Origin of the sequence: Cytobacillus oceanisediminis, from assembly GCF_022811925.1 — a bacterium.
Taxonomy (GTDB): domain Bacteria; phylum Bacillota; class Bacilli; order Bacillales; family Cytobacillaceae; genus Cytobacillus; species Cytobacillus oceanisediminis_D.
This window is the reverse complement of sequence record NZ_CP065511.1, coordinates 1,254,279-1,275,128: the sequence shown is the minus strand read 5'-3', so window position 1 is coordinate 1,275,128 and position 20,850 is coordinate 1,254,279. Positions and strand designations below refer to the sequence as shown.

General features: G+C 41.6%; 26 protein-coding genes and 1 riboswitch. Of the genes, 6 read left to right on the top strand and 20 right to left on the bottom strand.

The genetic code is table 11. The annotated features are described in order from the left end of the window. Nucleotides 1–311: 311 nt before the first annotated feature. The 4 genes from IRB79_RS06610 to IRB79_RS06595 all read right to left on the bottom strand — a co-directional run bounded on the left by IRB79_RS06610 (nucleotide 312) and on the right by IRB79_RS06595 (nucleotide 3,987). Nucleotides 312–827 (bottom strand): type 1 glutamine amidotransferase domain-containing protein, encoded by a 516-nt coding sequence (locus IRB79_RS06610; RefSeq protein ID WP_243507560.1) that lies wholly within the window; start codon nucleotides 825–827, stop codon nucleotides 312–314. Between the two features lie 83 nt (nucleotides 828–910). Continuing rightward, nucleotides 911–1,639 carry a trehalose operon repressor gene (gene treR, locus IRB79_RS06605; protein WP_243507558.1) on the bottom strand — a complete coding sequence of 243 codons (729 nt, stop codon included), beginning with the start codon at nucleotides 1,637–1,639 and terminating at the stop codon, nucleotides 911–913. Between the two features lie 60 nt (nucleotides 1,640–1,699). Next, nucleotides 1,700–2,689, bottom strand: coding sequence for a class I SAM-dependent methyltransferase (locus tag IRB79_RS06600; RefSeq protein WP_243507556.1), 990 nt, complete (start codon nucleotides 2,687–2,689; stop codon nucleotides 1,700–1,702). Beyond that, nucleotides 2,686–3,987 carry an FAD-dependent oxidoreductase gene (locus IRB79_RS06595; RefSeq protein WP_243507554.1) on the bottom strand — a complete coding sequence of 434 codons (1,302 nt, stop codon included), beginning with the start codon at nucleotides 3,985–3,987 and terminating at the stop codon, nucleotides 2,686–2,688. Before IRB79_RS06595 ends, IRB79_RS06600 begins: the two co-directional genes overlap by 4 nt. A gap of 225 nt (nucleotides 3,988–4,212) precedes the next feature. On the opposite strand from IRB79_RS06595, the gene mnmH reads away from it, so the two are divergent. Continuing rightward, nucleotides 4,213–5,271, top strand: a complete 1,059-nt coding sequence (gene mnmH / locus IRB79_RS06590) for a tRNA 2-selenouridine(34) synthase MnmH (RefSeq protein ID WP_243507552.1) — start codon at nucleotides 4,213–4,215, stop codon at nucleotides 5,269–5,271. Between the two features lie 178 nt (nucleotides 5,272–5,449). Continuing rightward, complete coding sequence (locus IRB79_RS06585) at nucleotides 5,450–5,773, top strand: helix-turn-helix domain-containing protein (protein ID WP_221880714.1); 324 nt, start codon at nucleotides 5,450–5,452, stop codon at nucleotides 5,771–5,773. Between the two features lie 98 nt (nucleotides 5,774–5,871). Here IRB79_RS06585 and IRB79_RS06580 read toward each other — a convergent pair whose 3' ends face one another. From IRB79_RS06580 to tapA, 7 genes are all read right to left on the bottom strand, one after another. Beyond that, entirely contained in the window at nucleotides 5,872–6,018 is a 147-nt protein-coding gene (locus IRB79_RS06580) for an anti-repressor SinI family protein (protein WP_095244404.1), read from the bottom strand. A gap of 30 nt (nucleotides 6,019–6,048) precedes the next feature. Continuing rightward, nucleotides 6,049–6,138, bottom strand: a riboswitch (cyclic di-GMP riboswitch). A 166-nt stretch (nucleotides 6,139–6,304) separates the two neighbouring features. Then, complete coding sequence (locus IRB79_RS06575) at nucleotides 6,305–6,571, bottom strand: hypothetical protein (RefSeq protein ID WP_243507550.1); 267 nt, start codon at nucleotides 6,569–6,571, stop codon at nucleotides 6,305–6,307. Nucleotides 6,572–6,710: 139 nt separating this feature from the next. Beyond that, nucleotides 6,711–6,917, bottom strand: coding sequence for a DUF5658 family protein (locus IRB79_RS06570; RefSeq protein ID WP_243507548.1), 207 nt, complete (start codon nucleotides 6,915–6,917; stop codon nucleotides 6,711–6,713). 110 nt (nucleotides 6,918–7,027) lie between these two features. Continuing rightward, nucleotides 7,028–7,741 (bottom strand): LPXTG cell wall anchor domain-containing protein, encoded by a 714-nt coding sequence (locus IRB79_RS06565; RefSeq protein ID WP_243507546.1) that lies wholly within the window; start codon nucleotides 7,739–7,741, stop codon nucleotides 7,028–7,030. Between the two features lie 70 nt (nucleotides 7,742–7,811). Continuing rightward, nucleotides 7,812–8,405 carry a CalY family protein gene (locus IRB79_RS06560; RefSeq protein ID WP_243507544.1) on the bottom strand — a complete coding sequence of 198 codons (594 nt, stop codon included), beginning with the start codon at nucleotides 8,403–8,405 and terminating at the stop codon, nucleotides 7,812–7,814. A gap of 85 nt (nucleotides 8,406–8,490) precedes the next feature. Beyond that, nucleotides 8,491–9,069 carry a signal peptidase I SipW gene (sipW, locus tag IRB79_RS06555; RefSeq protein WP_243507542.1) on the bottom strand — a complete coding sequence of 193 codons (579 nt, stop codon included), beginning with the start codon at nucleotides 9,067–9,069 and terminating at the stop codon, nucleotides 8,491–8,493. Nucleotides 9,070–9,083: 14 nt separating this feature from the next. After that, nucleotides 9,084–9,878 carry an amyloid fiber anchoring/assembly protein TapA gene (gene tapA / locus IRB79_RS06550; protein WP_243507540.1) on the bottom strand — a complete coding sequence of 265 codons (795 nt, stop codon included), beginning with the start codon at nucleotides 9,876–9,878 and terminating at the stop codon, nucleotides 9,084–9,086. A gap of 306 nt (nucleotides 9,879–10,184) precedes the next feature. On the opposite strand from tapA, the gene IRB79_RS06545 reads away from it, so the two are divergent. Together IRB79_RS06545 and IRB79_RS06540 are read left to right on the top strand one after the other, a co-directional pair. Next, entirely contained in the window at nucleotides 10,185–10,526 is a 342-nt protein-coding gene (locus tag IRB79_RS06545; protein WP_243507538.1) for a helix-turn-helix domain-containing protein, read from the top strand. Continuing rightward, on the top strand, nucleotides 10,527–11,138 hold the full coding sequence (locus IRB79_RS06540; RefSeq protein WP_243507536.1) for a class D sortase: 612 nt from the start codon (nucleotides 10,527–10,529) through the stop codon (nucleotides 11,136–11,138). It abuts the gene before it with no gap. Nucleotides 11,139–11,355: 217 nt separating this feature from the next. On the opposite strand, the gene IRB79_RS06535 is transcribed toward IRB79_RS06540, so the two are convergent. From IRB79_RS06535 to IRB79_RS06525, 3 genes are all read right to left on the bottom strand, one after another. Beyond that, nucleotides 11,356–12,267, bottom strand: a complete 912-nt coding sequence (locus tag IRB79_RS06535) for a pseudouridine-5'-phosphate glycosidase (RefSeq protein ID WP_243507535.1) — start codon at nucleotides 12,265–12,267, stop codon at nucleotides 11,356–11,358. Between the two features lie 14 nt (nucleotides 12,268–12,281). Further along, nucleotides 12,282–13,379, bottom strand: a complete 1,098-nt coding sequence (locus tag IRB79_RS06530; RefSeq protein WP_243507534.1) for a carbohydrate kinase — start codon at nucleotides 13,377–13,379, stop codon at nucleotides 12,282–12,284. A gap of 133 nt (nucleotides 13,380–13,512) precedes the next feature. After that, nucleotides 13,513–14,898 (bottom strand): alanine/glycine:cation symporter family protein, encoded by a 1,386-nt coding sequence (locus IRB79_RS06525; RefSeq protein WP_243507533.1) that lies wholly within the window; start codon nucleotides 14,896–14,898, stop codon nucleotides 13,513–13,515. A 159-nt stretch (nucleotides 14,899–15,057) separates the two neighbouring features. Between IRB79_RS06525 and IRB79_RS06520 the strand changes: the two genes are divergently transcribed. Both IRB79_RS06520 and IRB79_RS06515 read left to right on the top strand, forming a co-directional pair. Next, a complete protein-coding gene (locus tag IRB79_RS06520; protein ID WP_243507532.1) occupies nucleotides 15,058–15,486 on the top strand; it encodes a MarR family winged helix-turn-helix transcriptional regulator in 429 nt (142 codons plus the stop codon). Between the two features lie 54 nt (nucleotides 15,487–15,540). Continuing rightward, the gene (locus IRB79_RS06515; protein WP_243507531.1) at nucleotides 15,541–16,737 is read left to right on the top strand and encodes an MFS transporter; all 1,197 of its coding nucleotides are present in this window, start codon (nucleotides 15,541–15,543) and stop codon (nucleotides 16,735–16,737) included. A gap of 308 nt (nucleotides 16,738–17,045) precedes the next feature. On the opposite strand, the gene motB is transcribed toward IRB79_RS06515, so the two are convergent. From motB to IRB79_RS06485, 6 genes are all read right to left on the bottom strand, one after another. After that, complete coding sequence (gene motB, locus IRB79_RS06510; RefSeq protein WP_243507529.1) at nucleotides 17,046–17,843, bottom strand: flagellar motor protein MotB; 798 nt, start codon at nucleotides 17,841–17,843, stop codon at nucleotides 17,046–17,048. Beyond that, nucleotides 17,836–18,630, bottom strand: a complete 795-nt coding sequence (motA, locus tag IRB79_RS06505; RefSeq protein ID WP_243507527.1) for a flagellar motor stator protein MotA — start codon at nucleotides 18,628–18,630, stop codon at nucleotides 17,836–17,838. The genes motB and motA overlap by 8 nt, the downstream gene beginning before the upstream one ends. Nucleotides 18,631–18,767: 137 nt before the next feature. Continuing rightward, nucleotides 18,768–19,097 carry a hypothetical protein gene (locus IRB79_RS06500; RefSeq protein WP_243507525.1) on the bottom strand — a complete coding sequence of 110 codons (330 nt, stop codon included), beginning with the start codon at nucleotides 19,095–19,097 and terminating at the stop codon, nucleotides 18,768–18,770. Between the two features lie 140 nt (nucleotides 19,098–19,237). Beyond that, complete coding sequence (locus IRB79_RS06495) at nucleotides 19,238–19,699, bottom strand: STAS domain-containing protein (RefSeq protein WP_243507523.1); 462 nt, start codon at nucleotides 19,697–19,699, stop codon at nucleotides 19,238–19,240. A gap of 31 nt (nucleotides 19,700–19,730) precedes the next feature. Then, entirely contained in the window at nucleotides 19,731–20,105 is a 375-nt protein-coding gene (locus IRB79_RS06490; protein WP_243507521.1) for a DnaJ family domain-containing protein, read from the bottom strand. Nucleotides 20,106–20,229: 124 nt separating this feature from the next. Beyond that, on the bottom strand, nucleotides 20,230–20,817 hold the full coding sequence (locus tag IRB79_RS06485; RefSeq protein ID WP_252217275.1) for a peroxiredoxin: 588 nt from the start codon (nucleotides 20,815–20,817) through the stop codon (nucleotides 20,230–20,232). Nucleotides 20,818–20,850: the final 33 nt, after the last annotated feature.

Below are 20,850 nucleotides of genomic sequence, written 5' to 3'. Positions count from 1 at the left end.
TGGAAACAGCCTTTTGAGGGCTGTTTTTTTGATGGGGTTTCAGCATACTTATCAACATAATATGCAGCTGTTGATTTGGGTGCTGATTTCCGCTACAGGCACTCGCTTTCCACGGGGCTTCCGGGAGCCTCCTCGGCGTGACCGCCTGCGGGGTCTCCCCTGGTTCGCTACTCCCGTAGGAGTCTCGCGCCTTCCGCTCCAATCAGCACAGTATTAAAAGTAATTTTTTAAAATCAAAACCCGTATGCATTTTCTACGCCATTAATACAAAAACCCCCTGCCAATTAAGGCAGAGGGCTTTCAATTTTTCATTAACCTAACAACTTAAGCGACTCACGGGTGAATGCCGGGATGTCTTCTGGCTGGCGGCTTGTGACTAGCTGGTTTTGGCAAACGACTACTTCTGAATCCTGGTATTTTGCGCCGGCGTATTCCATATCGACTTGGATGGATTTGTAGCCGGTTGCGTCGCGCCCTTCGAGTGTCTTGGCTGTCAGCAGCAGCTGCGGTCCGTGGCAGATGGCAAATACTGGTTTCTTTTCGTCCATGAAGGATTTTGTAAATTGAACAAATCGGTCATCGGCACGAAGCTGGTCCGGTGAGAAGCCACCAGGCAGGAAAAGTGCATCAAAGTCTTGCGGATTTACGTTATCAATGCTTTGATCTATTTGAACAGTGGCTTCACCTTGTTTTCCTTTAACGGATTTGCCTTGTTCTTTTTCAATAGTCACGACTTCATGTCCTGCTTCTTTGAATGCTTGAGCAGGTCCCGTGTATTCACTATCTTCGAACATCTCTGTAATTAAGCATGCAATTTTCTTACTCATTAATAACATCTCCTTTGAAAAATCTTCACATAAGAAGATTTCCCTGAATGGACAATCTTAAACGTAAAAATGCATATTCACCTTTAAAACACCTGACTGTCCATTCTTCTGGCAAAGTCAACAAACCTGAATTTGTCGGGTCTGTGCCTGGATTCCGTGTATTGAAAAAGGGTGGCATCGTCAAAGTAGATATAATTTTTCACCACGACAATGGCATGGAATCCTTCCATATCAAGGAGCTTGCGGTCTTCAGCAGTTGGTTCTTCCACAGTAAATTCCTTTTTGGCAAAGCTGATTTTTTTTCCGAGTTCGCCCTCAATGTAGGCAAAAATAGAGCTCTGGCATATTTCTCTGGTTAAGCCCGGGACATATTTCTCAATTAAAAAATCCTTGTCCAAAATAATCCGCTCATCTTCAATTTTCCGGACACGATAGACTTTCCATACTTTTTCACTTTTATCAATATGAAGATGCTTCATCTTTTCTGCGTCAGGCTGAATAAGTGAAAATTCGTCCACAATCGTTTCGGCACGCTGACCCATTTTCCCGGCCAGCTCTTTAAAGCTGACCAGACCCGATATGGGGAACTGCAGCTTTTTTAAATCAAGGACCATCGAGCCTTTTCCGCGGATTTTCTGGATAAAGCCGTTTTGTGCAAGCAAATTCAAAGCTTTGCGGATGGTTTCCCTTGAAGTGGAATACATCTCTGTTAATTCATGTTCAGATGGCAGAATGGATCGGGCAGGATACTTGCCTTCTTGTATTTGCTGGGCAATCTCTTCATAAATTACTAAGTATTTATTATTTCTCATTTTCAATCACCATTTCAATCATGTTTACCCCATTCTACCATTTATCGGATTAGCTTTCATTTACCTGTTGGACAGCTGGATAAAATACCATCCGCCTTCGGTTACGACCGGCTTGAAGGTTTTTATTTTCAGCTTCAGCTCTTTAGCGATTAGATGGATATCCTCCTCAGTTGGGGTTGGGTATAGGTTTTCAAATGCAGAAAAGAAGCTGTTAAAAACACTTGAAAACTCCTCGCCCTTTTTCGAATGAAGAATGGGCGTGATAATGGTAATGGACCCTTTTCGGCTAAGCCAGCTTTTCAAGCGGGATAGCAGCTGCTTGCGGTCTTCCGGCTGGATATAGTGAAGCAAGTTATTGACCATAATTAAATCTGCCTGATGCTCAGGTGAGTATTCATGAACATCCGCTGTGACAATTTTAATGTTGGGAATATCTTTGCAATTAATTCGGGCAGATTCCGCGACCTCTTCATTAATCTCAATTCCCACCAGTTTTGCTTGTGGGAATCTTTGGCTGATTCTGCTTAAATAGCCGCCTTCCCCGCAGCCAATGTCGATGATCCTTTCCATTTTGTTTTTCTTAATGGTTTTCATCAGGCGCGGAAGTGCAAGCTGTTCAAGCAGTGACGAGGTTCTCGCTACGGTTGGTCCATGCTCTTCATGGTCAAAAGTGTTTTTCTTATTAGAACGGAGCAGTTCTGGATAAGAGAGTAACGTCGGGATATGCAATTCCATCATTTCCTTCAGGATGATTCCTGTGGATCGGGGGTTTTTGGGCGTGGAGGGAAGACTGAATTTAGATGCTGTCTTAATTTTATCCTTCCCTTTCTTTTTCAAATGGCGGATCGCCAGTCCCACCTCCACCCACCTTAAAAGCAGCTCCTCCTGAAGATTCTTGGATGATGCCACCTGTTTTACCGTTTTCCAGCTGCGAAACTGGGAAAAAAGGTCAAGCTCAAAGCCTACGTATGCATGCCAGCTGTACAAAAACGGCTGGTTCTTTTTCATCCAATTTCGTGCTTTTAGTAATCTTACATATTCATTTATCATTGCTGTTCAACCTTCTTCCAGGGATAGTCATCTTTTTCTGTATAAAAATAATGGCTTTTAACTGCCGCTGATAATTCTGTTCTTCTTGCCGGCAGCATTCCTGCCTGAATCAATCGGTCCCATAGGCTCTCTGACCAATATCCGAGGCCTGAAACATTCAGCATTTGCTTATATTGCAGGATTTTATCTCTTTCGATCTGCATCAGACCTTTACGGCGTATTCCTGTAATAAGCCGGTTGGAATAAGAATAGGCTATGGCGGATAAATGGCTGAGGCTGATCATGTTTTCAGCCCGGGGTTTCCGGACTTTTTCATACCATTTAAGCTTGTCCGGCGAAATTCTTCCGCTCGCATACATCTCTGCAAGCAATTCACCAAGCACATCCGCATCCTGAATCGCCATATTCATTCCTTCACCTGCCATCGGGTGGACCGTATGGGCCGCATCCCCCAAAATAGCGAGTCTTCCCTCCACATATTTATCTGCATAGAAGGCAGTCGGAATCATCAGCTGAATATCCTTCCAATTTTTCAGCCTGGTCACATACCCCTCCAATTCCGGAAAAAGCTCTAAATAGTTTTTATGAAAATAATGAATTCCTTTTTTGAGATGTTCCTTATAAGTTCCCTCCGGAATTAAATAGACAGACCTTACTTTCTCATCCGGCAGCGGAAATAATCCGAGGAACCGTTCATCCTTAGCGATGATTTTCCCTTCCTTCAATGATTGTGGCCGATGGAACGTAACAGTTAAAAATTGATGATTATACTCAATCTTTTTAATTTTGCTGTTCATTTCTTTCCTGGTAATGGAATTCCTTCCCTCAGCTCCTATATAAAAGTCAGCCCTCACTGTCAGATGCTCCTTTAAATCCTTCCGCTCAACCATTAATTCGCCATTGTCATAGCCTTTTGCCAGGGTCCCTGACAAATAATGAAAGTTTGGATATTGAAGCGCCCGTTTGAGAAGGATTCCTTTCAGCTTTTCATGCTCGATCATGAGGGAGTAATCATAATCTCCCGGCAGAATGCTGTAATCCATAGCAAACTCTTTTTCACCTTCCTCAAACGCAATTCGGGCAAATGAAAAGCCATTCACGCGGATTACATCCAAAGCATCCAGCCGCTTAAAAATTTTCAGGCTCTTTGGCTGCAGGAGTTCTCCCTTATAAACGAAAGACGGGGCATCCAGCTTTTCCAGAACGAGGACATCAATATTGGCTTGAGCCAGCTTCAATCCCAGCGTCAAACCGCCAATCCCTCCGCCTACAATTGCAACCTCTGTATTCAAAGACATGGTTCCACCACCTTTGCCTTTTATTTAACCTCCTTTTTAAAAAGCAAAACCAATGGATATGCTGATATTACAATGTCTGGAAAAAATTATAAGAACAATCTTTTGAAAATAGGAGTATGATTGTGGGGGACACCTATATTTTCAAAATCCTGTATAATAGAGAGAGTAAAATCAATTAACGTTCCTTTTCGGGCGATATATAGCATTATTTTTGGAGGCATTAAAATGAGAGAAATAGCAGTCGAACAATATATCCAAATGGACAACGCAGTTCCGGTCGATGTCAGGTCTCCAATTGAATTTGAGGAGTGCAGCATTCCCGGTGCTGTCAATGTGCCGCTTTTCACCAATGAAGAGCGTGTGGAAATCGGGACACTATATAAAAAAGAAGGTTCTGATGCGGCTAAGTGGAGAGCGATGGAAATCGTTTCACCTAAGATCCCTTTCATGATGCAGAAAATCAGAGACCTGAAAAATGATGGCTTCCAGCCTGTCATTTACTGCTGGCGCGGCGGCATGCGCAGCAAAGCGGTCACCACATTTATCACGTATGCGGGCGTTTCAATCCCCCGTTTAATTGGGGGCTATAGAGCCTACCGTCAATATATTCTTGAAAACACAGCAGACTTGATTCCTGAAAAAGCAGTTGTTCTTCATGGAATGACCGGGGTTGGGAAAACGGATGTGCTGAAGGTGTTAAGCGAAAAAGGATACCCTGTTATTGACCTTGAAGAAATGGCGGGACATCGCGGATCGATCTTCGGCTCCTTTGGCATGGGGAACGGCAGCACACAGAAAACATTTGATGCACTACTGTATCAAGCCCTTTCTGAGGTTAAAGGTTCACCTTATATAATTATGGAAGCCGAAAGCAAACGAATAGGCAAGGTTGTTCAGCCGGACGAGCTGCTTGATACCAAAAAAACCGGAATTCACATTGATATGTTCGCCAGCATGGAATCCCGTGTCCAGCGCATCGTCCGTGACTATGTTGAGCCTTATAAGAATGAAGAATGGTTCAAACCGAAAGTTGATGAAAGCCTTGTGTTTATTAAAAAACGTCTGAAAGATACTGAAATCCGCGAGCAGCTTGATGAATCAGTTGAAGCAGAAAACTACGAGCTATTTATCAAACTTTTATTAGAACACTATTACGATCCGCGTTATGCCTTTAAACAGCATGACTATGAAGGCCAATTCCACCATGTGAATGCGGATGATGTGGAAGCAGCTGCACAACAAATTATTCACATTATTGAAAAGCAAAATGCTCCCGTCCTCTGACGCGGAGCATTACTTTTTACGAGCGACAAAAGATATATTTTTATAAAACATGGATAACTAACTATTTAAATCGGTTGACACTGTGGTATGATGATAATAATATTGAACAAAACGTTCTTAATATGGAACTACTTCTGAAATAATCCTATTACATACAAAATAAGGTGTGTGGTATACGATGATCGGTGATCGTGTAAAAAAACTTCGCCAAGAAAAGAAAATGTCCTTATCCGAGCTTGCCGACCAGGCCGGTGTGGCAAAATCATATTTAAGCTCACTTGAACGCAACCTGCAAACCAACCCATCTATTCAATTTCTTGAGAAAATCGCGGGTGTTCTGAATGTCCCCGTAGACCATTTAATCCATGAGCAAATCAACAAGGATGATCTAGATTCAGAATGGATGAAAATTGTGAAGGAAGCGATGGAGTCTGGTGTTTCAAAGGAGCAATTTCGGGAGTTTTTGGATTTTAATAAGTGGAGAAGCGGACAAAAGTCATAGATGTAAGAGCCTGAATATACAGGCTTATTTTTTTGGCAAAATAAAAAGCATTTCCATCTAGAGATGCCTCTAACAGAAATACTTAGCAATACCGGATATCAAGCTTCGATCAGAACCTCTTTGGCTCTGTTATTATGTAAAAACTCTCTAATTTCTTCCTTTTGCAGGCCTAAGTTCTTTGCTTCCATAATTAACTGCAGCCACTCCAAATCAATTCCTTCGACCTTTACATTTTGCTCTGTCAAAATTCTTCCCCCTAGGATACATATCGTATTCCAGGCAACCCAGCCGTCTTAGTATTTTTTCAATACCTTAGACCCGTGACTTTGCGTCCTCATCTTTCAATGAGTTTGCCTTTTTCTGCGCCTATCGGCTCAAAGAAATATTTTCCATAGATGTATTCTACTATGGGCGTATTGCTAATGGTGTCTTATTTTGTAAATATAATTAATTATTTAATATTAAATTAATTTGTTTTTCGACAAAGTCCTAATACTTTTAGTGTTCTTGATTACCTGAACCCCTCACCTTTTACAGTAAGTTGTTATTAATGGTCGAACTCCTTTTGGAGTAGTAGGAAAGTCCGATTCTTTTTCTGTAATTTTTGCTGATTTGTTTTATTGAATAGGTGTGCGGAGTTTTGCTTTTATTAAAGGCCGTGTGGACTGGTTCAAGGGTCATAGCATTCAGAAAGATTTCATCCGTTAAATCAGTTCCGCAGATCGGGCATAGCCAGTCACCTGATTCACTGCTGCTATATGAAGGTTTGTGGCATTTATTGCAGTTCTTTCGGTACATTTACAGCCTCCTCATTTGACTAAAAATATTATTTTTACTCTATCAGTTAAGATAGAGCTTCATAAATCAATAAAACATGAAGTACTAATATTAATGAATAAAGATAAGCTGCACCTTTTGCCAATACCTTTACTTTAGTTTACGGCGGAAAATTAATCGAAGTTGATAGCAGGATTAAAAAGCATGAAAGAACAGCTTTAACAGATTGGAACAGTAGTGGTTCTATATTATAAAAAAAATTCATTATTGGATTCAATTCTTCAATCAGCGAAAGGCTAAGTCCAAAGAACATCAAGAGGCCATCCAGAAGATTAATGAAGGCAAGATACTGCAGAATTTTTTTCATAAGTTCACCGCTTAATAAGTAGCTTTTTGATTATATTCATTAACTGCTTAGATAAGTTCTAAAACGAATAAAAATTAAGGCCTTAAACAATCAGTTCCTCAGGCCTTAATCTAAGTTTCACTCCGCAGCCTTCTATAACGCGATAAAAAAATTACGCTTCCGGCACCTAAAAATAGTGCGCCAATAAGTAATAAATTATAATTATTAGTTGCGGTATTTGGGAGCTTATTAACCTTCTCTGGAATTACCGTGGCATCTGAGGATGGTGGTAAATTATTAGTTCCCTCTCCAGAATCACTATTATCCCCTGTCCCTGGAGTCTCATTGTCGGTTTCAGGATCACCTGTTGCTTCGGCAAGAAAAATGATTTCAACCTCTGCAGAGGAGTTTTGAAATTCATTTCCTAAATGCTCTGGCATTGTTACTTGGAAAAATAAAGTTTCTTCTGTCCCTTTCGATAATTCCCTGGGAGAGAAGCCTTTAAAATCTTTAAGTTTTCCTTCGTAAAGCATCTTTGTATCTTTCTTAACCTCAAGCTCTAATTCTTCAAAAAGTCCTTTAACAGACTTCGATTTTCTAATGTTAGATGTATATTTAAAATCTTGTTTACCATCATTTTTTATCGTTATATTTCGGGGCATCCAGTCGCCTGGTTTTAAATTTTCTACTTTAAATAGGTATCTATTTGAGTTCTCTAAGTTCGTATTAACATCAATTTCCTTCTCCACTGCTATTGCAGTTTCGTTTCCAAAAACAATTAAGAAAACAAAGCTATATATAATAAATATTTTTATAGGTTTTGCCAGCAAACTTTTAACTTTCATGGCATTCCCTCACAATAATGGATTTAACAAAAGGCGGGAAAAAATTCCCACCTTTTGTTTTGGAAATCTATTATTTTGCCTGACCAGCGCCTTGCATACCTTCAAACGTCCACTCAAGTTGCAGGGAGTCACCTTGGAATTGGTTTTGATCTGCCCCATTATCAACAAACTCATATTGAACATAAACTGAATCAGTTGTACCAGCGGCTAAATTACCTCCCCTTTCTGCAAACCAAGCGCTCCAGAAATTACCCTCAATTACATCAGGACTCATACTTTTAAGATCAAATAGTGTAGTTTCCCAAATAGGTACATCTAACTTATCAGCATTTAGGAAAAAGTTAACTCGAATATGCTTTCCTAAATCATCTGAATTATTTCCATTTGTATCCCCAACTGAATAATTGGTTTTCAGATTAATTTCAGCAATATCTAGAGAACCATCATTATTTATTTCAAAGTAACGAGTCATAGTATCCCCTGGCTTTATATTTTCTACATTAATTACCTGTGTAGGGTTAGTACTTAATTGTAAAGTACCTGCTTTGAAGTTACCAGTAGCTACAGCACTGTCACTAAAGTATGCAAATGTTCCCCCACCAACTAATGAAATACCTAGTGCTGCTGATGCAATTCCCATACCTAACTTTTTCTTAAGATTCATAATAAAGTTCCTCCTCTTACCCCTTTTTGGGTATGTATAATTTTTATATATTGACCCTTGCATTTCTACAAGGAGTGCAACCAATTTAAGCAGTTTTTTCTTTTGAGTCTGTTTTATTGTTCTTAGGATCAATTTCTCTTATGGCCTGGAAGATGCTGAATGCTGCATATCCTAGAAGCAGTAGCCCTGGGCCAATAAGCAAGATGGCACTTCCTTCTTTCGATTGAGCAAAATCTATAAAATATCCCACATAAGGAATGGTGAAGCCAGTATAAACAGCTCTTACATTGTCAGATAGCACAGGTTCCATGTCTGCCGTCTTGTTGTTGTCTCCTTTTGTTTCATACATGACATGATCTCCGCTGTTAGTGACTCCGATAATCCTGTGAGTAACTAACTTTTCTTCGCTTGCCTGGAATGTAATAACGTCATCTTTCTTCAATGACTTACTTTCTTCGGAACTAAGCGGCTTTACTGCAATAACAGACCCAGTTTGGAAGGTAGGCTCCATAGAGCCTGATAACACTGTCTTCAGCTGATATCCAAAGGCCTGCGGCTCTCCTCCTGATGCTTTGGAGGAGACCACTAGGAAGGCCATTAAAATTAAATTAATGAATAGAACCGCTGTTATAATGTTGCTTATAATTTTCAATGCTTTTTTCAAACTATTCACCTGCCTCAATTTGTGCTTTCTTCAGAATTAACCGGAGCTTCTGAAGCCTTAACCTTGGTATCTTCCGGCTTTGATTCTTCTTTTGGTTTCTCTTGTGGCTTTTCTTCAACTTCAGGCTGTTCTACTTTCTGCTCTTCTTTTGGTTCTTCTGCTGGCTTTTGCTCTGGATTCTCTTGAGGTTTATCTTCTGTTGGTTCAGCTGCTTCTTTGCCAGTTTCCTCTGTCTTATTGTTTACTTGTTCCTTGGCAGTCTCTTCTGTTACATCTGCCTTTTGTTCCGTTTTCTCTTCTTCCACGTTGGAAGCTTCACCTGATTCTAAAGTAACTATTATTTCTTCACTCCAGAGTTCTCCATTTCCAGGATGATCTTTGTGCTGATAAGCTTTAAACATATATGAACCACTTTGTTGAGGAATAAAGGACAATTCTACTTTTTGCCCCTCTTTAATAGGGTCAAAAGCTATTACTCCTTCAATAGACTCACCTTTTTTGGCATTATCATTCTCGCTGTAGTAAATCTCATATCTTCCAGCTGATTTCATATCGGAACCAGTATTTTGGATGGTTGCATATATCTTCTGTCCATCATATTTTTGTCCAATGAATTTTAGAGAGCTGCAATCCCATTCACCATGCTTCTCACCTTTAGAACACCCTGGCTCTTCTGTCTCCCAGGTACCAGCTTGAATGGTCCCAGTTACTGTGTCCCTATCACTAAAATATGCATTCGTCTGCCCAGTCAGAGTTGCCGACATCCCAATAAGCAGATACCAGGCAGCCACAAACTTAAATACAAGCAATAGGATTTTATTCTTCTTCCCAAATTTCCTAATCCGTTTGTATCGTATAAGAACCCCCTCCTAGTGAGTTGATGTTCTTTGGATTTGTTTGTTTCGTTCTTTTTATCGAACCGATAAGTCGAGTATAGTCCATCCGTCTTATTTTGAAAAATTCCAAATTCAGCCGTTTTTTCGTTTTAAAGAACGTTTTCCGTTCTTTTTCTTAGAATATCTCGAGAATTCTCATTATTTTGTATTTTTTATTGAACGTTTTGTTCGTTATAATGAAAGCATCTTTATAATTTATGATAAGGGAGTATTAAGCCTATGATAGGTGGCCGGATTAAAACCTTAAGAATCAAGAAGGGATACTCAATTAATGAGCTTTCTGAAAAAGCGGAGGTATCCAAATCGTATTTGAGCTACATTGAGAGAGGCATACAGGAGAACCCTTCATTGCAGGTTTTATCACGAATAGCCAGGACACTGGATGCTAATCTTGAAGATCTGCTGGAAGAGAATAAAGTAGAAATTACCGATTTGTCTAAGCTGGATGAGGAGTGGGTTTCACTTGTCAAAGAAGCAATCAGGCAGGGAATCACAAAAGAGGATTTCGCCTATTATCTGGAGTTTATTAAATTTAAGAAGATGAATGGAGGGAACGTTTAGTTGAAGGTTAAAGGCCGTTTGCTGATTATATCTGCCTCCTTCCTTATCTTAATCGGAGGCGGATTTGTCCTGTTCTCTCTGCTGGAAATGTATGCTCAAGAGAAGAAAACAAAGGATTCCTTAGCCCAGGCACAAGAAAGAATTCATAATGAAGTGAATAAAGAAAGCAAAAGTGTTCTTCAAACAGAACAGCCAATAGATGTTTCCTTTGAGCAGGGTGAAGTCATTGGCATTTTAAAAATCCCCCGCTTGAAAGCTGAACTTCCCATTATAGAAGGAACTGATGAGGATGAGCTGGAAAAAGGGGTTGGCCATTACTCAACAACTGTACTTCCAGGGCAGCCCGACCAGATTTTATTATCAGGGCATAGAGACACGGTGTTTCGCAGTCTTGGCGAACTTGAAATCGGTGATATTTTTGAAGTCAGCATGCCATATGGAGAGTTTACATACGAAATTACAGATTCAAAGATTGTTGATGCAGATGATACCACTGTAATCCGATCTACCGCTCCCCACGAAATCCTTACTGTTTCCACCTGCTATCCCTTCTCCTATATGGGCAATGCACCCTCCCGGTATATCCTGAATGCAAAAAGAATACAAAATTAAGAGGCACTTTCCCAAGGAAAGCGCCCTTTTTAATTCTTCTAGACAAACACCCTTCCCCCATATAAGAACCTGTACATATCCTTTATTATATGGGTTTCCAGAAGGGACGTATCCTAATGATTAACTTCTTAAGATTACTACTTTATTTAGGCATCATCATTACAGCTATCATTCTATCAGTATAAAAAGCCAGACTCTATAAGCCTGGCTTTTCTGCTTACTTATTCAAACTTACAGCAATCTTCGAGCCCACTTCCGCATTATGCTTCACCAATGCAATGTTCGCTGTCAAGCTTCTTCCTTCTGTTAATTCCTTTACCTTTCCAAGAAGGAATGGTGTTACTTTTTTGCCGGCGATGTTGTTTTCTTTTGCTTCTTTAAGAGCAGTTTCAATAACATTTGTGATAAACGCTTCTTCCAGCGCATCTTTTTCAGGGATTGGGTTGGCAATGACGACGCCACCTTTTAGGCCCAGCTCCCATTTAGTGCGGATCATTTCTGCTGCTTCTCCTGCATTATCCACCCGGTAGTTCACGCTGAACGGGCTTGTGCGTGTGTAAAAGGCAGGCAATACATCTGTTTCAAACCCTACAACCGGAACGCCATGCGTTTCTAAATATTCAAGCGTTAAACCAATATCCAGGATGGATTTCGCACCTGCGCAGATAACGGCAACATTGGTCATAGCAAGTTCCTGAAGGTCAGCCGAGATGTCCATTGTGGTTTCAGCTTCGCGGTGAACTCCGCCTATTCCGCCTGTAACAAAGACTTCAATGCCTGCAAGCTCTGCACAGATCATGGTAGCCGCTACAGTTGTTGCACCATTTTTCTTCTTCGCCACTAAGTATGGAAGGTCACGGCGGCTTGCTTTTTCAACGTCCTTGCTTTGGGCCAGGAACTCCAGCTCCTCATCTGACAGACCGATTTTAATTTTCCCGTTTAAAATGGCAATGGTTGCTGGAACAGCACCGTTTTTGCGGATGATTTCCTCTACCTCTTTTGCTGTCTGAACATTTTGCGGGTATGGCATTCCATGTGAAATGATTGTGGATTCAAGGGCAACAACCGGTTTATTTGCTTTCTTTGCTTCTAACACTTCTTCTGAGTACTCAAGCCATTTTTCTAACATGATGTCACTTCTCCTTAGTCGAAATATTGTTTGAATGTTTCCTGCAAGCGTGTGTTGTTTAGATTTGGATTAACGGTTTCAAGGGACTGCAGAGCCAGCATGGAGCAGGACATCCCGATTTTGCACGCATCCTCTGTGCCCAAGCCCTTTAAATGGGCAAATATAATTCCCGATACAAGGGAGTCGCCTGCCCCTGTCACATCAGCAATTTTCACCTTCGGGGGAAGCTGCACACCTGCTTCACCCCTGTTTGTAAAGTAGATCAGCCCTTTATCTCCCCGGCTGATGACGACTTTTTCAACGCCTTTTTTCATAATTTCCTGTGCCGCCTTGAAGAAGTCTCCTTCGTTGCTGATCTCCATTCCTGTAAGTGCTTCTGCCTCATTTTTGTTGGCAATCAGCCAGGTAACACCCTTCAAATCTTCCGGCAGATTTTTTATTTTAGGAGCTGAAACAGGAGTGATGCAAAGCGGAATGTTCTCTTCATAACACCTTGTAATCATTTGTTTTAAAACCATTGGCGGAAAGTTTGTATCCAGAATCACCATTTCAGAAGATGCCAGGTAACCCCACTTTTTCTCGACAAATTCTCTGCTAACGCTTTCATAAATGGACATATCAGCAAGTGCCACAGCCATTTCCCCTTCAAGGTCAAGCACTGCTGTATAGGTACCGGTAGTGGACCCTGCCAGCGACTGTGAAGGAGTGATATCAGCAAAAGCTTTCGTATATTCAAGAAGCCATTCGCCTTCCGGATCATCTCCCACTACTGTCATCAAACCCACATCACAGCCCAGCCTGCCAAGGTTTTCAGCAATGTTGCGGGCCACTCCGCCGCAGGATTGGGAGCTCTCTGCAGGGTTCGATGTTCCATATTGGAGCTGCCCTGTTGTCTGGATTTTTCTGTCCACATTGGCCCCTCCAACACAAAGCACTTCTTTCTTTTGCGGCAGGACATAAGCTCTGCCAAGAATTTTCCCCTGCTTGGTCAGTGAAGAGATATAGCCGGCTACAGCGGACCTGGAAAGTCCCGTTTTTTCAGCCAGCTCGTTTTGGGCAATAAATGGATCCTCTTTAATCAGCTGCAAAATCAATATTTCTTTATCATTCATAATTGATCAGCCCTGCCTTATTAAACTTTTGTCTTTATTATAAACTTATGTTCATTTGTAATACAAGTGTTATTTTTCAAAAAATTTGCCAAGTTAATAAAATAGCCTCCCGCCTTATACGGGAGACCACTTTTTACGCAGCATTATCTTCTTTTTTAATATCCTTTAAATAATACTTTTCCGAAGTAAAGAACTCGTTTTTCAGCTGTTTAACCTCTTTGCTTAGAAGCAGAACAGCCACGATGTTCGGTATCAAAATCATGGCAAGAGCCAGATCAAGGAACTGCCAGATCGTTTTCGCTGCTCCAACTGAACCAAGAACAATGGCAGCAATGTAAACCACTTTGATGGCTTTTCCAGCAAAAGAGCCAAATAGGAATTCTGCCATTTTGGATCCATAAAAGACTACTACAATGATCGTTGAAATGACAAAGAATACTAGTGATACAGCTACAAGAATACCTCCAAATGATCCAAAGTATTCCGTAAATGCCGCTGCTGTCAAGGCTGAGGGATCTTCCATAGCCCCCTCCCTTGTCCACACCCCGGAGGATAGTACGACAAATGCAGTTGCAGTACAAACAATCAGCGTATCAACAACGATTCCGACAATCGCCCAGAAGCCTTGGCGCACCGGGTGATCGGTTGTGGCTGCAGCATGGGCAATTGGAGCAGTCCCGAGTCCTGCCTCATTGGAATATAATCCTCGTGCAAATCCCCAGCGAATGATTTCACCAATTGCCGCTCCGGCAAATCCGCCTATTGCGGACATCGGCTGAAACGCATAAGTGAAGATTAATTCCAACACTTCAGGAAGTTTTCCCAGATTCATAAATAAAACCACTAAAGCTGCTCCTACATAGATGAGAGCCATAAACGGAACGAAGATTTCGGTCACCTTGCCGATTCTCTGAATCCCGCCAAAAACAACTAAAGAAACAAGTACTGCTACAGCAATTCCGGTATACAGGCCATCTATTTTAAATGTCTCGCCAACCGCAGCGGCTACTGCATTTCCCTGTACCATGATGCTTGGGATCAGTTCAATCATCAGCGCGAAGGCAAAGATCACTCCGAGCCACTTCATGTTAAGCCCTTTTGTCATGTAATACATAGGGCCGCCTACATATTCTCCATCTTCATTTTTTTCTCTATACTTAATGGCCAATACACTTTCCGAGAACTTGATGGCCATTCCAATGAGCGCAATGACCCACATCCAGAAGACAGCACCCGGACCTCCAAACATGATGGCTGCCGGTACACCCACAATGTTTGCGGCACCAATGGTGGAAGCAAGTGCAGATGTGAGTGCCTGCAATGGTGTAACGGTTCCTTTTCCCTTCGGCTTTTTAAAAACACTTCCGAATGTTTGCTTAAAAATATATACCGGATAACGGAACTGGAAGAAACCAAGCAAAAAGGTTAAATACAGCCCTGTTCCGGCTAATAATAGGATGATGGGATATCCCCACAGCCATCCTGAAATATCTCCTACGACTTCTAATAACGTATCCAAAAAAATTTCCCCCTTATTGTTATGCACAGTTGCCCTTGTTCTTCCATTCCCTTTTATTTGCCAGTTAAACACTTAGTTAGCAAAAGAATATGCGAGGTAGACATATTGGTAAATTTCATGTATAGTTAGCTAGGTAACTATTTTAAGCAGGTGAATACAATGCATCCTAATCAAAGCGAATTTTTCCATTCCATTAACCAATTTACCCGTCATTTTTCCAAAGTACTTAATGAAAGTTTGGTGCCGCTTGGTTTATATGCTGCTCAATGGACGATAATTTACCGTCTGAAAACTGGAGGCCCTAGCACTCAAAAAGAGATTTCTTCTTATCTGGGAGTTGAGGCTCCAACCATGACAAGGACATTGGCCCGTCTTGAGAAATCGGGCTGGATCACCAGAACGGCAGGAAAGGACAAACGTGAAAAATTGATTTCACTGACTGATGCAGCCATCAAGGAATACGACAATTGGCTTGCCGCCGTGCGATCAAGCGAAAGTAATGTCCTGCAGAATATTACGGAAGAAGAAATCAGCACAATGATCAGACTTATGGCAAAAATGAGAGAAAATATGGTACCAGGCACCTAGACCAGTTCACCAAATTGGTAGGGGTACCTGGTACTTCATTGTTAGGAGGACAACATGAAGAAACAGCCATTATGGACGAAGGATTTTTTGAGTATTTCTGTTACGAGTTTTTTCTTATTTATGGGGTTTTATGTTTTGCTGACTACGCTTCCCCTTTATATTTTGGATGATTTAAAAGGGGACGAAACACAGGTGGGACTGATCATTTCGGTCTTTCTGATTGCTGCAGTGATCAGCCGGCCTTTTACAGGGAAATGGATTGACGAGGTTGGACGCCGAAAGATCCTGCTTGCTTCCTTGATTGTGTTTGCCGTATCTTCCCTGCTTTATTTCTGGGCTGACTCTACACCTGTTCTTTTAGCACTGCGATTTCTGCACGGAATTGGATTTGGCATGGCCACCACAGCTACTGGAGCTATCGTTGCTGATATTGTGCCGAATGAACGCAGAGGCGAAGGGCTTGGCTATTATGCCATGTTCATGAATCTGGCCATGGTCATTGGACCGTTTGCCGGTTTGACGATTGTTCAATATGCAAGCTTCTTATGGATTTTTGCTTTATGTACAGTTTTATCATTTATTGCTATAGTGCTGGGTGTTTTTGTAAAAATACCGCAAAAAGCAGAGAGCTCTGTGAAGCATCCGAAATTTACACTTTCAAGCTTATTTGAAAAAAATGCTGTTCCTGTGGCAATTTCTGCTGGCATCCTTGCTTTCGCTTACTCAGGAATTCTTTCCTTTATTTCTGTTTATGCGAAAGAGCTTGATTTGCTTGAAGCTGCAAGCTTCTTTTTTGTGGTATATGCGGCATTCATTATTATGTCCCGTCCATTTACAGGCCGCTGGTTTGATGCGTACGGAGAAAATAAAGTGATCTATCCGGCCATTATTCTTTTTGCGGCAGGGTTATTTTTGCTCAGTCAGGCAAACAGCACCTTTGTGTTTCTGCTGTCAGGTGCGATCATCGGATTGGGATATGGCACAATTGTTCCGAGTCTTCAAACGGTTGCAATTAAGCAGGCGGATCCCGCTAAACGCGGGCTTGCTACCTCGACCTTTTTCACACTCTTTGATACCGGAATTGGATTAGGATCCTATGTTCTTGGAATACTTGCTGTTAAGACAGGCTTCTCATCGCTTTATTTTATGCTTGCCGGAGTAGCACTGTTTGGCTTGCTCGTTTACTACCTTCTTCACGGAAAAAAGACAGAACCAAAGAGGATACATTCAGAGGCAAATCTGCCATTATAAAGAGCCCATTTGCGGCTCTTTTCTTTTTGTCAATCTGAATTATGTATATTTTCCAAATATACTTTGTCTTTTTTGTGAACATTGGCATATAATGTAATTAATACCTTTTGGGAGGTTCGCTAATGACCATTGTTCATGTTTTGAATTTTTCTATTCCAATTGCCTGTGTATTTCTATTTGGTGTAATGGTCGACCGCATGTGTAAACCGGATGGCACGGAACAGGAAGCAAATGAATAATGATTTTTTTACTTCAAAGCCGCTGGATCACAGCGCTTTTTTTATTTCACTGCAAAAAAAACCAGCCCGCTAAGGCTGATTCCCCGTTCTTGGCAATATTAAAATCTCTACCCGTCTGTTCTTTGCTCTGCCTTCCTTGGTATCATTTCCGGCAACCGGCTGGAATTCTCCGAAGCCTTTGGCACTGAACCATTTAGGGTCCAGCTGGTCATTTTTCAGGATTATTTTCATAAAGTTGACAGCGCGCATCACACTGAGCTCCCAGTTTGATTCGAATTTTGAGTTGCGGATCGGGACGTTGTCTGTATGGCCGCTGATGATGATGTTTCTTGGCGGGTCCATGATAAGAAGCTCTGCAATTTCATTTGCCATTTTTAAATCCTGCTCACTGACTTCTGCACTACCTGAGCCGAACAGGACATTATCCCTGATTGACACAAGCAGTCCTTCGGTGGTTAAAGAGGTTTCCAATTTATCTGCCAGGTTTTGATTTTCGATAAAGGCATTGACTCTCTGCTGCAGCTCTGCCAGTTCTTCCTGATCGGCAGCCTGCTTCAGCTTTTCTTTTTCCAATTCATCCAGAGCTGCCATTTCCTTAAGATCCTTGCTTGGCTTTTCAGACACAGCATCAGTGGATTGCATTTGGCCTTCCGGCATTGGACTTGGGAATTCAAATACCCCGGTTCCGCCTGAAAAGACATCGTTGAATGCCTTTGATAGCTTCTGGAATTTCTGGGCATCTACGGAACTCATTGCGAATAGGACAATGAATAGTGCTAGAAGCAGTGTTAATAAATCAGCATACGGCAATAGCCAGGATTCATCTACATGCTCCTCATGGTGCTGCTTCTTTTTTCGCCTACTCATCCTTCGCCACGCTGCTTTCTTCAAGGAATATCCGGCGTTCTCCTGCAGGAAGGTAGGAAGCAAGCTTTTGTTCTATCACCCGGGGCGCCTCCCCTTCTAAAATAGAAAGAATTCCTTCGATCATCATACTTTTAATTTTTGCTTCCTGCTTGGATTTTCTCTTTAGCTTATTGGCAAACGGATGCCAGAACACATACCCCGTGAAAATCCCCAGTAAAGTCGCTACGAATGCGGCACTGATGGCATGTCCAAGGCTGGTGGTGTCCTCCATATTTCCCAGTGCTGCAATCAATCCGATAACCGCTCCCAGTACTCCAAGGGATGGGGCATACGTGCCTGCCTGGCTGAAAATTTGAGCTCCGGCCTGATGTCTTTCTTCCATCGCTTCGATTTCTTCGCTTAATACATCCCGTATATAATCGGCACTTTGCCCATCAACGGCCAAAGATAAGCCGTTTTTTAAAAAAGTATTTTCGATTTCGTTCGTTTTGACTTCAAGTGCAAGCAATCCTTCTTTTCTTGCCAGCTGGGCCCAATCCGAAAACATCTTAATCATCTCAGCCGGGTTCATCAGCTTTTCTTCTTTAAATAAAATGCCAAAAAGCTTGGGCACCCGTTTGATTTCATTTGTTGGAAATGCAATTGCCACTGCTGCTGCTGTTCCCAGGATAATGATCAGAATAGCGGCAGGGTTAATAAGAACAGATGGAGAAACCCCTTTAAAAACCATCCCTACTCCAACCGCTATGATCCCTAATATTACTCCTATAATCGTTGTTTTATCCATGCAAGCCACACCTTCTATGTAGTCTGAAAATCTCCAAAACTTTCTATTATTAATTTCGGATGATTTTAACAGTTCTTTAGGAAAATTTTCATATATAAAAGGCAGAGGTGCTTCCCCTGCCTTCGTTTTCATTATTTTTAGATCCAGCGGCATCCGCAGAAACCTCTTCTTCTGCGGTCATCGTCATCTCGGCGGCGTCTGCATCCTCTTCCAGATCCAGCTAAATCTCTGTTGAACCATAAATCACCGACTCCACCAACACTGTCTCTTCCACAGCCGCAATGTCTTCTGCGACTGTCTTCGATTCCAGCTACATCGTCATCTCGGCGGTGCTCCCTGCGGCGGTCTTCCGCTCCACGTACATCATCACGGTGGCGATCATCATCTTCTTTTACAATAACTCTGTCAGCTCTAATTTCCACTTCATCTGCATTAATCTCAAATCTTCTTCTCCAATCTCTCGACATAAGTCTACCTCCCTTCTCATGGATACTATAGAATATGTGCCACAGGAGGTTTTCGCATGGACAAATCCCCAATCGGGAAGAAAATGTGCCTGTTTAAAGAAAAAAACCCCTGTCCTATTCAGGAGAGGAGTTTACGAATTTTATATTTTTTGAAAGACGAGGCTGTTTATTTTCATTAAATGCTTTAAGGCCGCCTGGAAGGTAGCATGTGTTTCAGCATTTAATTCAATGCCAGACAAGACGATTTCCTTTATCAGCTGCGGGGTCATTCCTACAAAGTAAGGCTTTACTCCCATGAGGTTAATGGAATCAGTCAGGTTGCGGATTTGCTGTCCAAGTTCGGAAAGGCACATCTGCTCAATGCGGTCGACCGTAATATCGGTAAAATCTATGATGGCAAATTCAGTGTCATGGTCTTTAATATGATTCAGGATTTTAGCCGTAATTTTTTCGAATCTTTCTGCCATGAGCAGGCCTGTAATTGGCACCAGTATCGTCTGGGGAATAATCGATGGAATAATCGGTGCAGTCATATCCGCTATGGCTGCCTCATATTCTTCCACTCTTTTTTCAAGGACCGTTATATATTCATCTTTGTTCATGTATTCTCCTCAATTCCAATCATCTAATCCATTAGAATAATTTATTGTTAATTTTTTCTCCGTAGTTTTTGAAAAGGGATGAGTTGGTGTTTTGTCTTCTTTTCGACATCATGCTGTTAAAGCGGAGCATCTTTTCGTTAAGTTTCTTCTGCAATGCCTTTTTTTCTTCCTGATCCTCACATTTTTTAATAAGGTCTTCGATCGTCAGCATTTCCTTCTTCATTTGGTTTTCTTCATCAGTGAATCCGGCATTCTTCATGATGCGGTATGCCATTCGCAAATTCTCAGGGACGGAAGACAGGTCATCGAACGGAAGCGGTTTCCCATAGCCTGGCAAATTATCAAATTCGCCATCCTTGTACGCTTTTTTTATCCGATCTTCAGACAGTATAGAAAAGAAGTCCAATCTCAAGTTCCCCCTTCACTTCATTTGTTACTTATTATTATATATTTTCGGTGCTGCTTATTAAAGTAATTATGTATATGGAGGACCTGCAGAAAAATCAAGAGAAAGCTTGCGCCTCCTCCCATCAGATTTTTCCTATTAAGTTCGGATCAATGTTAATCCCGGTCTGGCCAGGCTGCCAATTGGCCGGTACACCTTTCCCTGTCTGCTGTGCATATTGAATTCCCTGCATGATTCTGACATGTTCATGCAGATTTCTGCCGACTTCTCCAGGATAAATGAGCTTCGCCGCAATAATGCCATTAGGATCGATAAAAACGGATGCCCTGACCGCCGCTCCTGACTTTTCGTCCAAAACCCTATAAGCTCTGCTTATTTGATGGGTTCGATCGCTTACCATTGGATAATTTACATTTTTTAAAGAGGGAGATGTTTCCTTAAATACTTTATGGGCGTATACACTGTCCGTACTGATGGACATTACTTCACAGTTTAAGGCTTTTAAATAAGGATTCACAGCGGCGACCGCCGCCAATTCTGTCGGTCAGACAAATGTGAAATCACTCGGGTAAAAAAACAGCAGCACCCATTTTCCAATATAATTCTCCAAATTGACCTTTTTTATTTGATGATCAATGACAGCATCTGCAATAAATACCGGAGCACGATCTCCCCGGCCCGCACAGAATACGGAAGCATTCGAATCATTCACGGCTATCCCCCTCCCTTCCTCTATCGTCTCTGC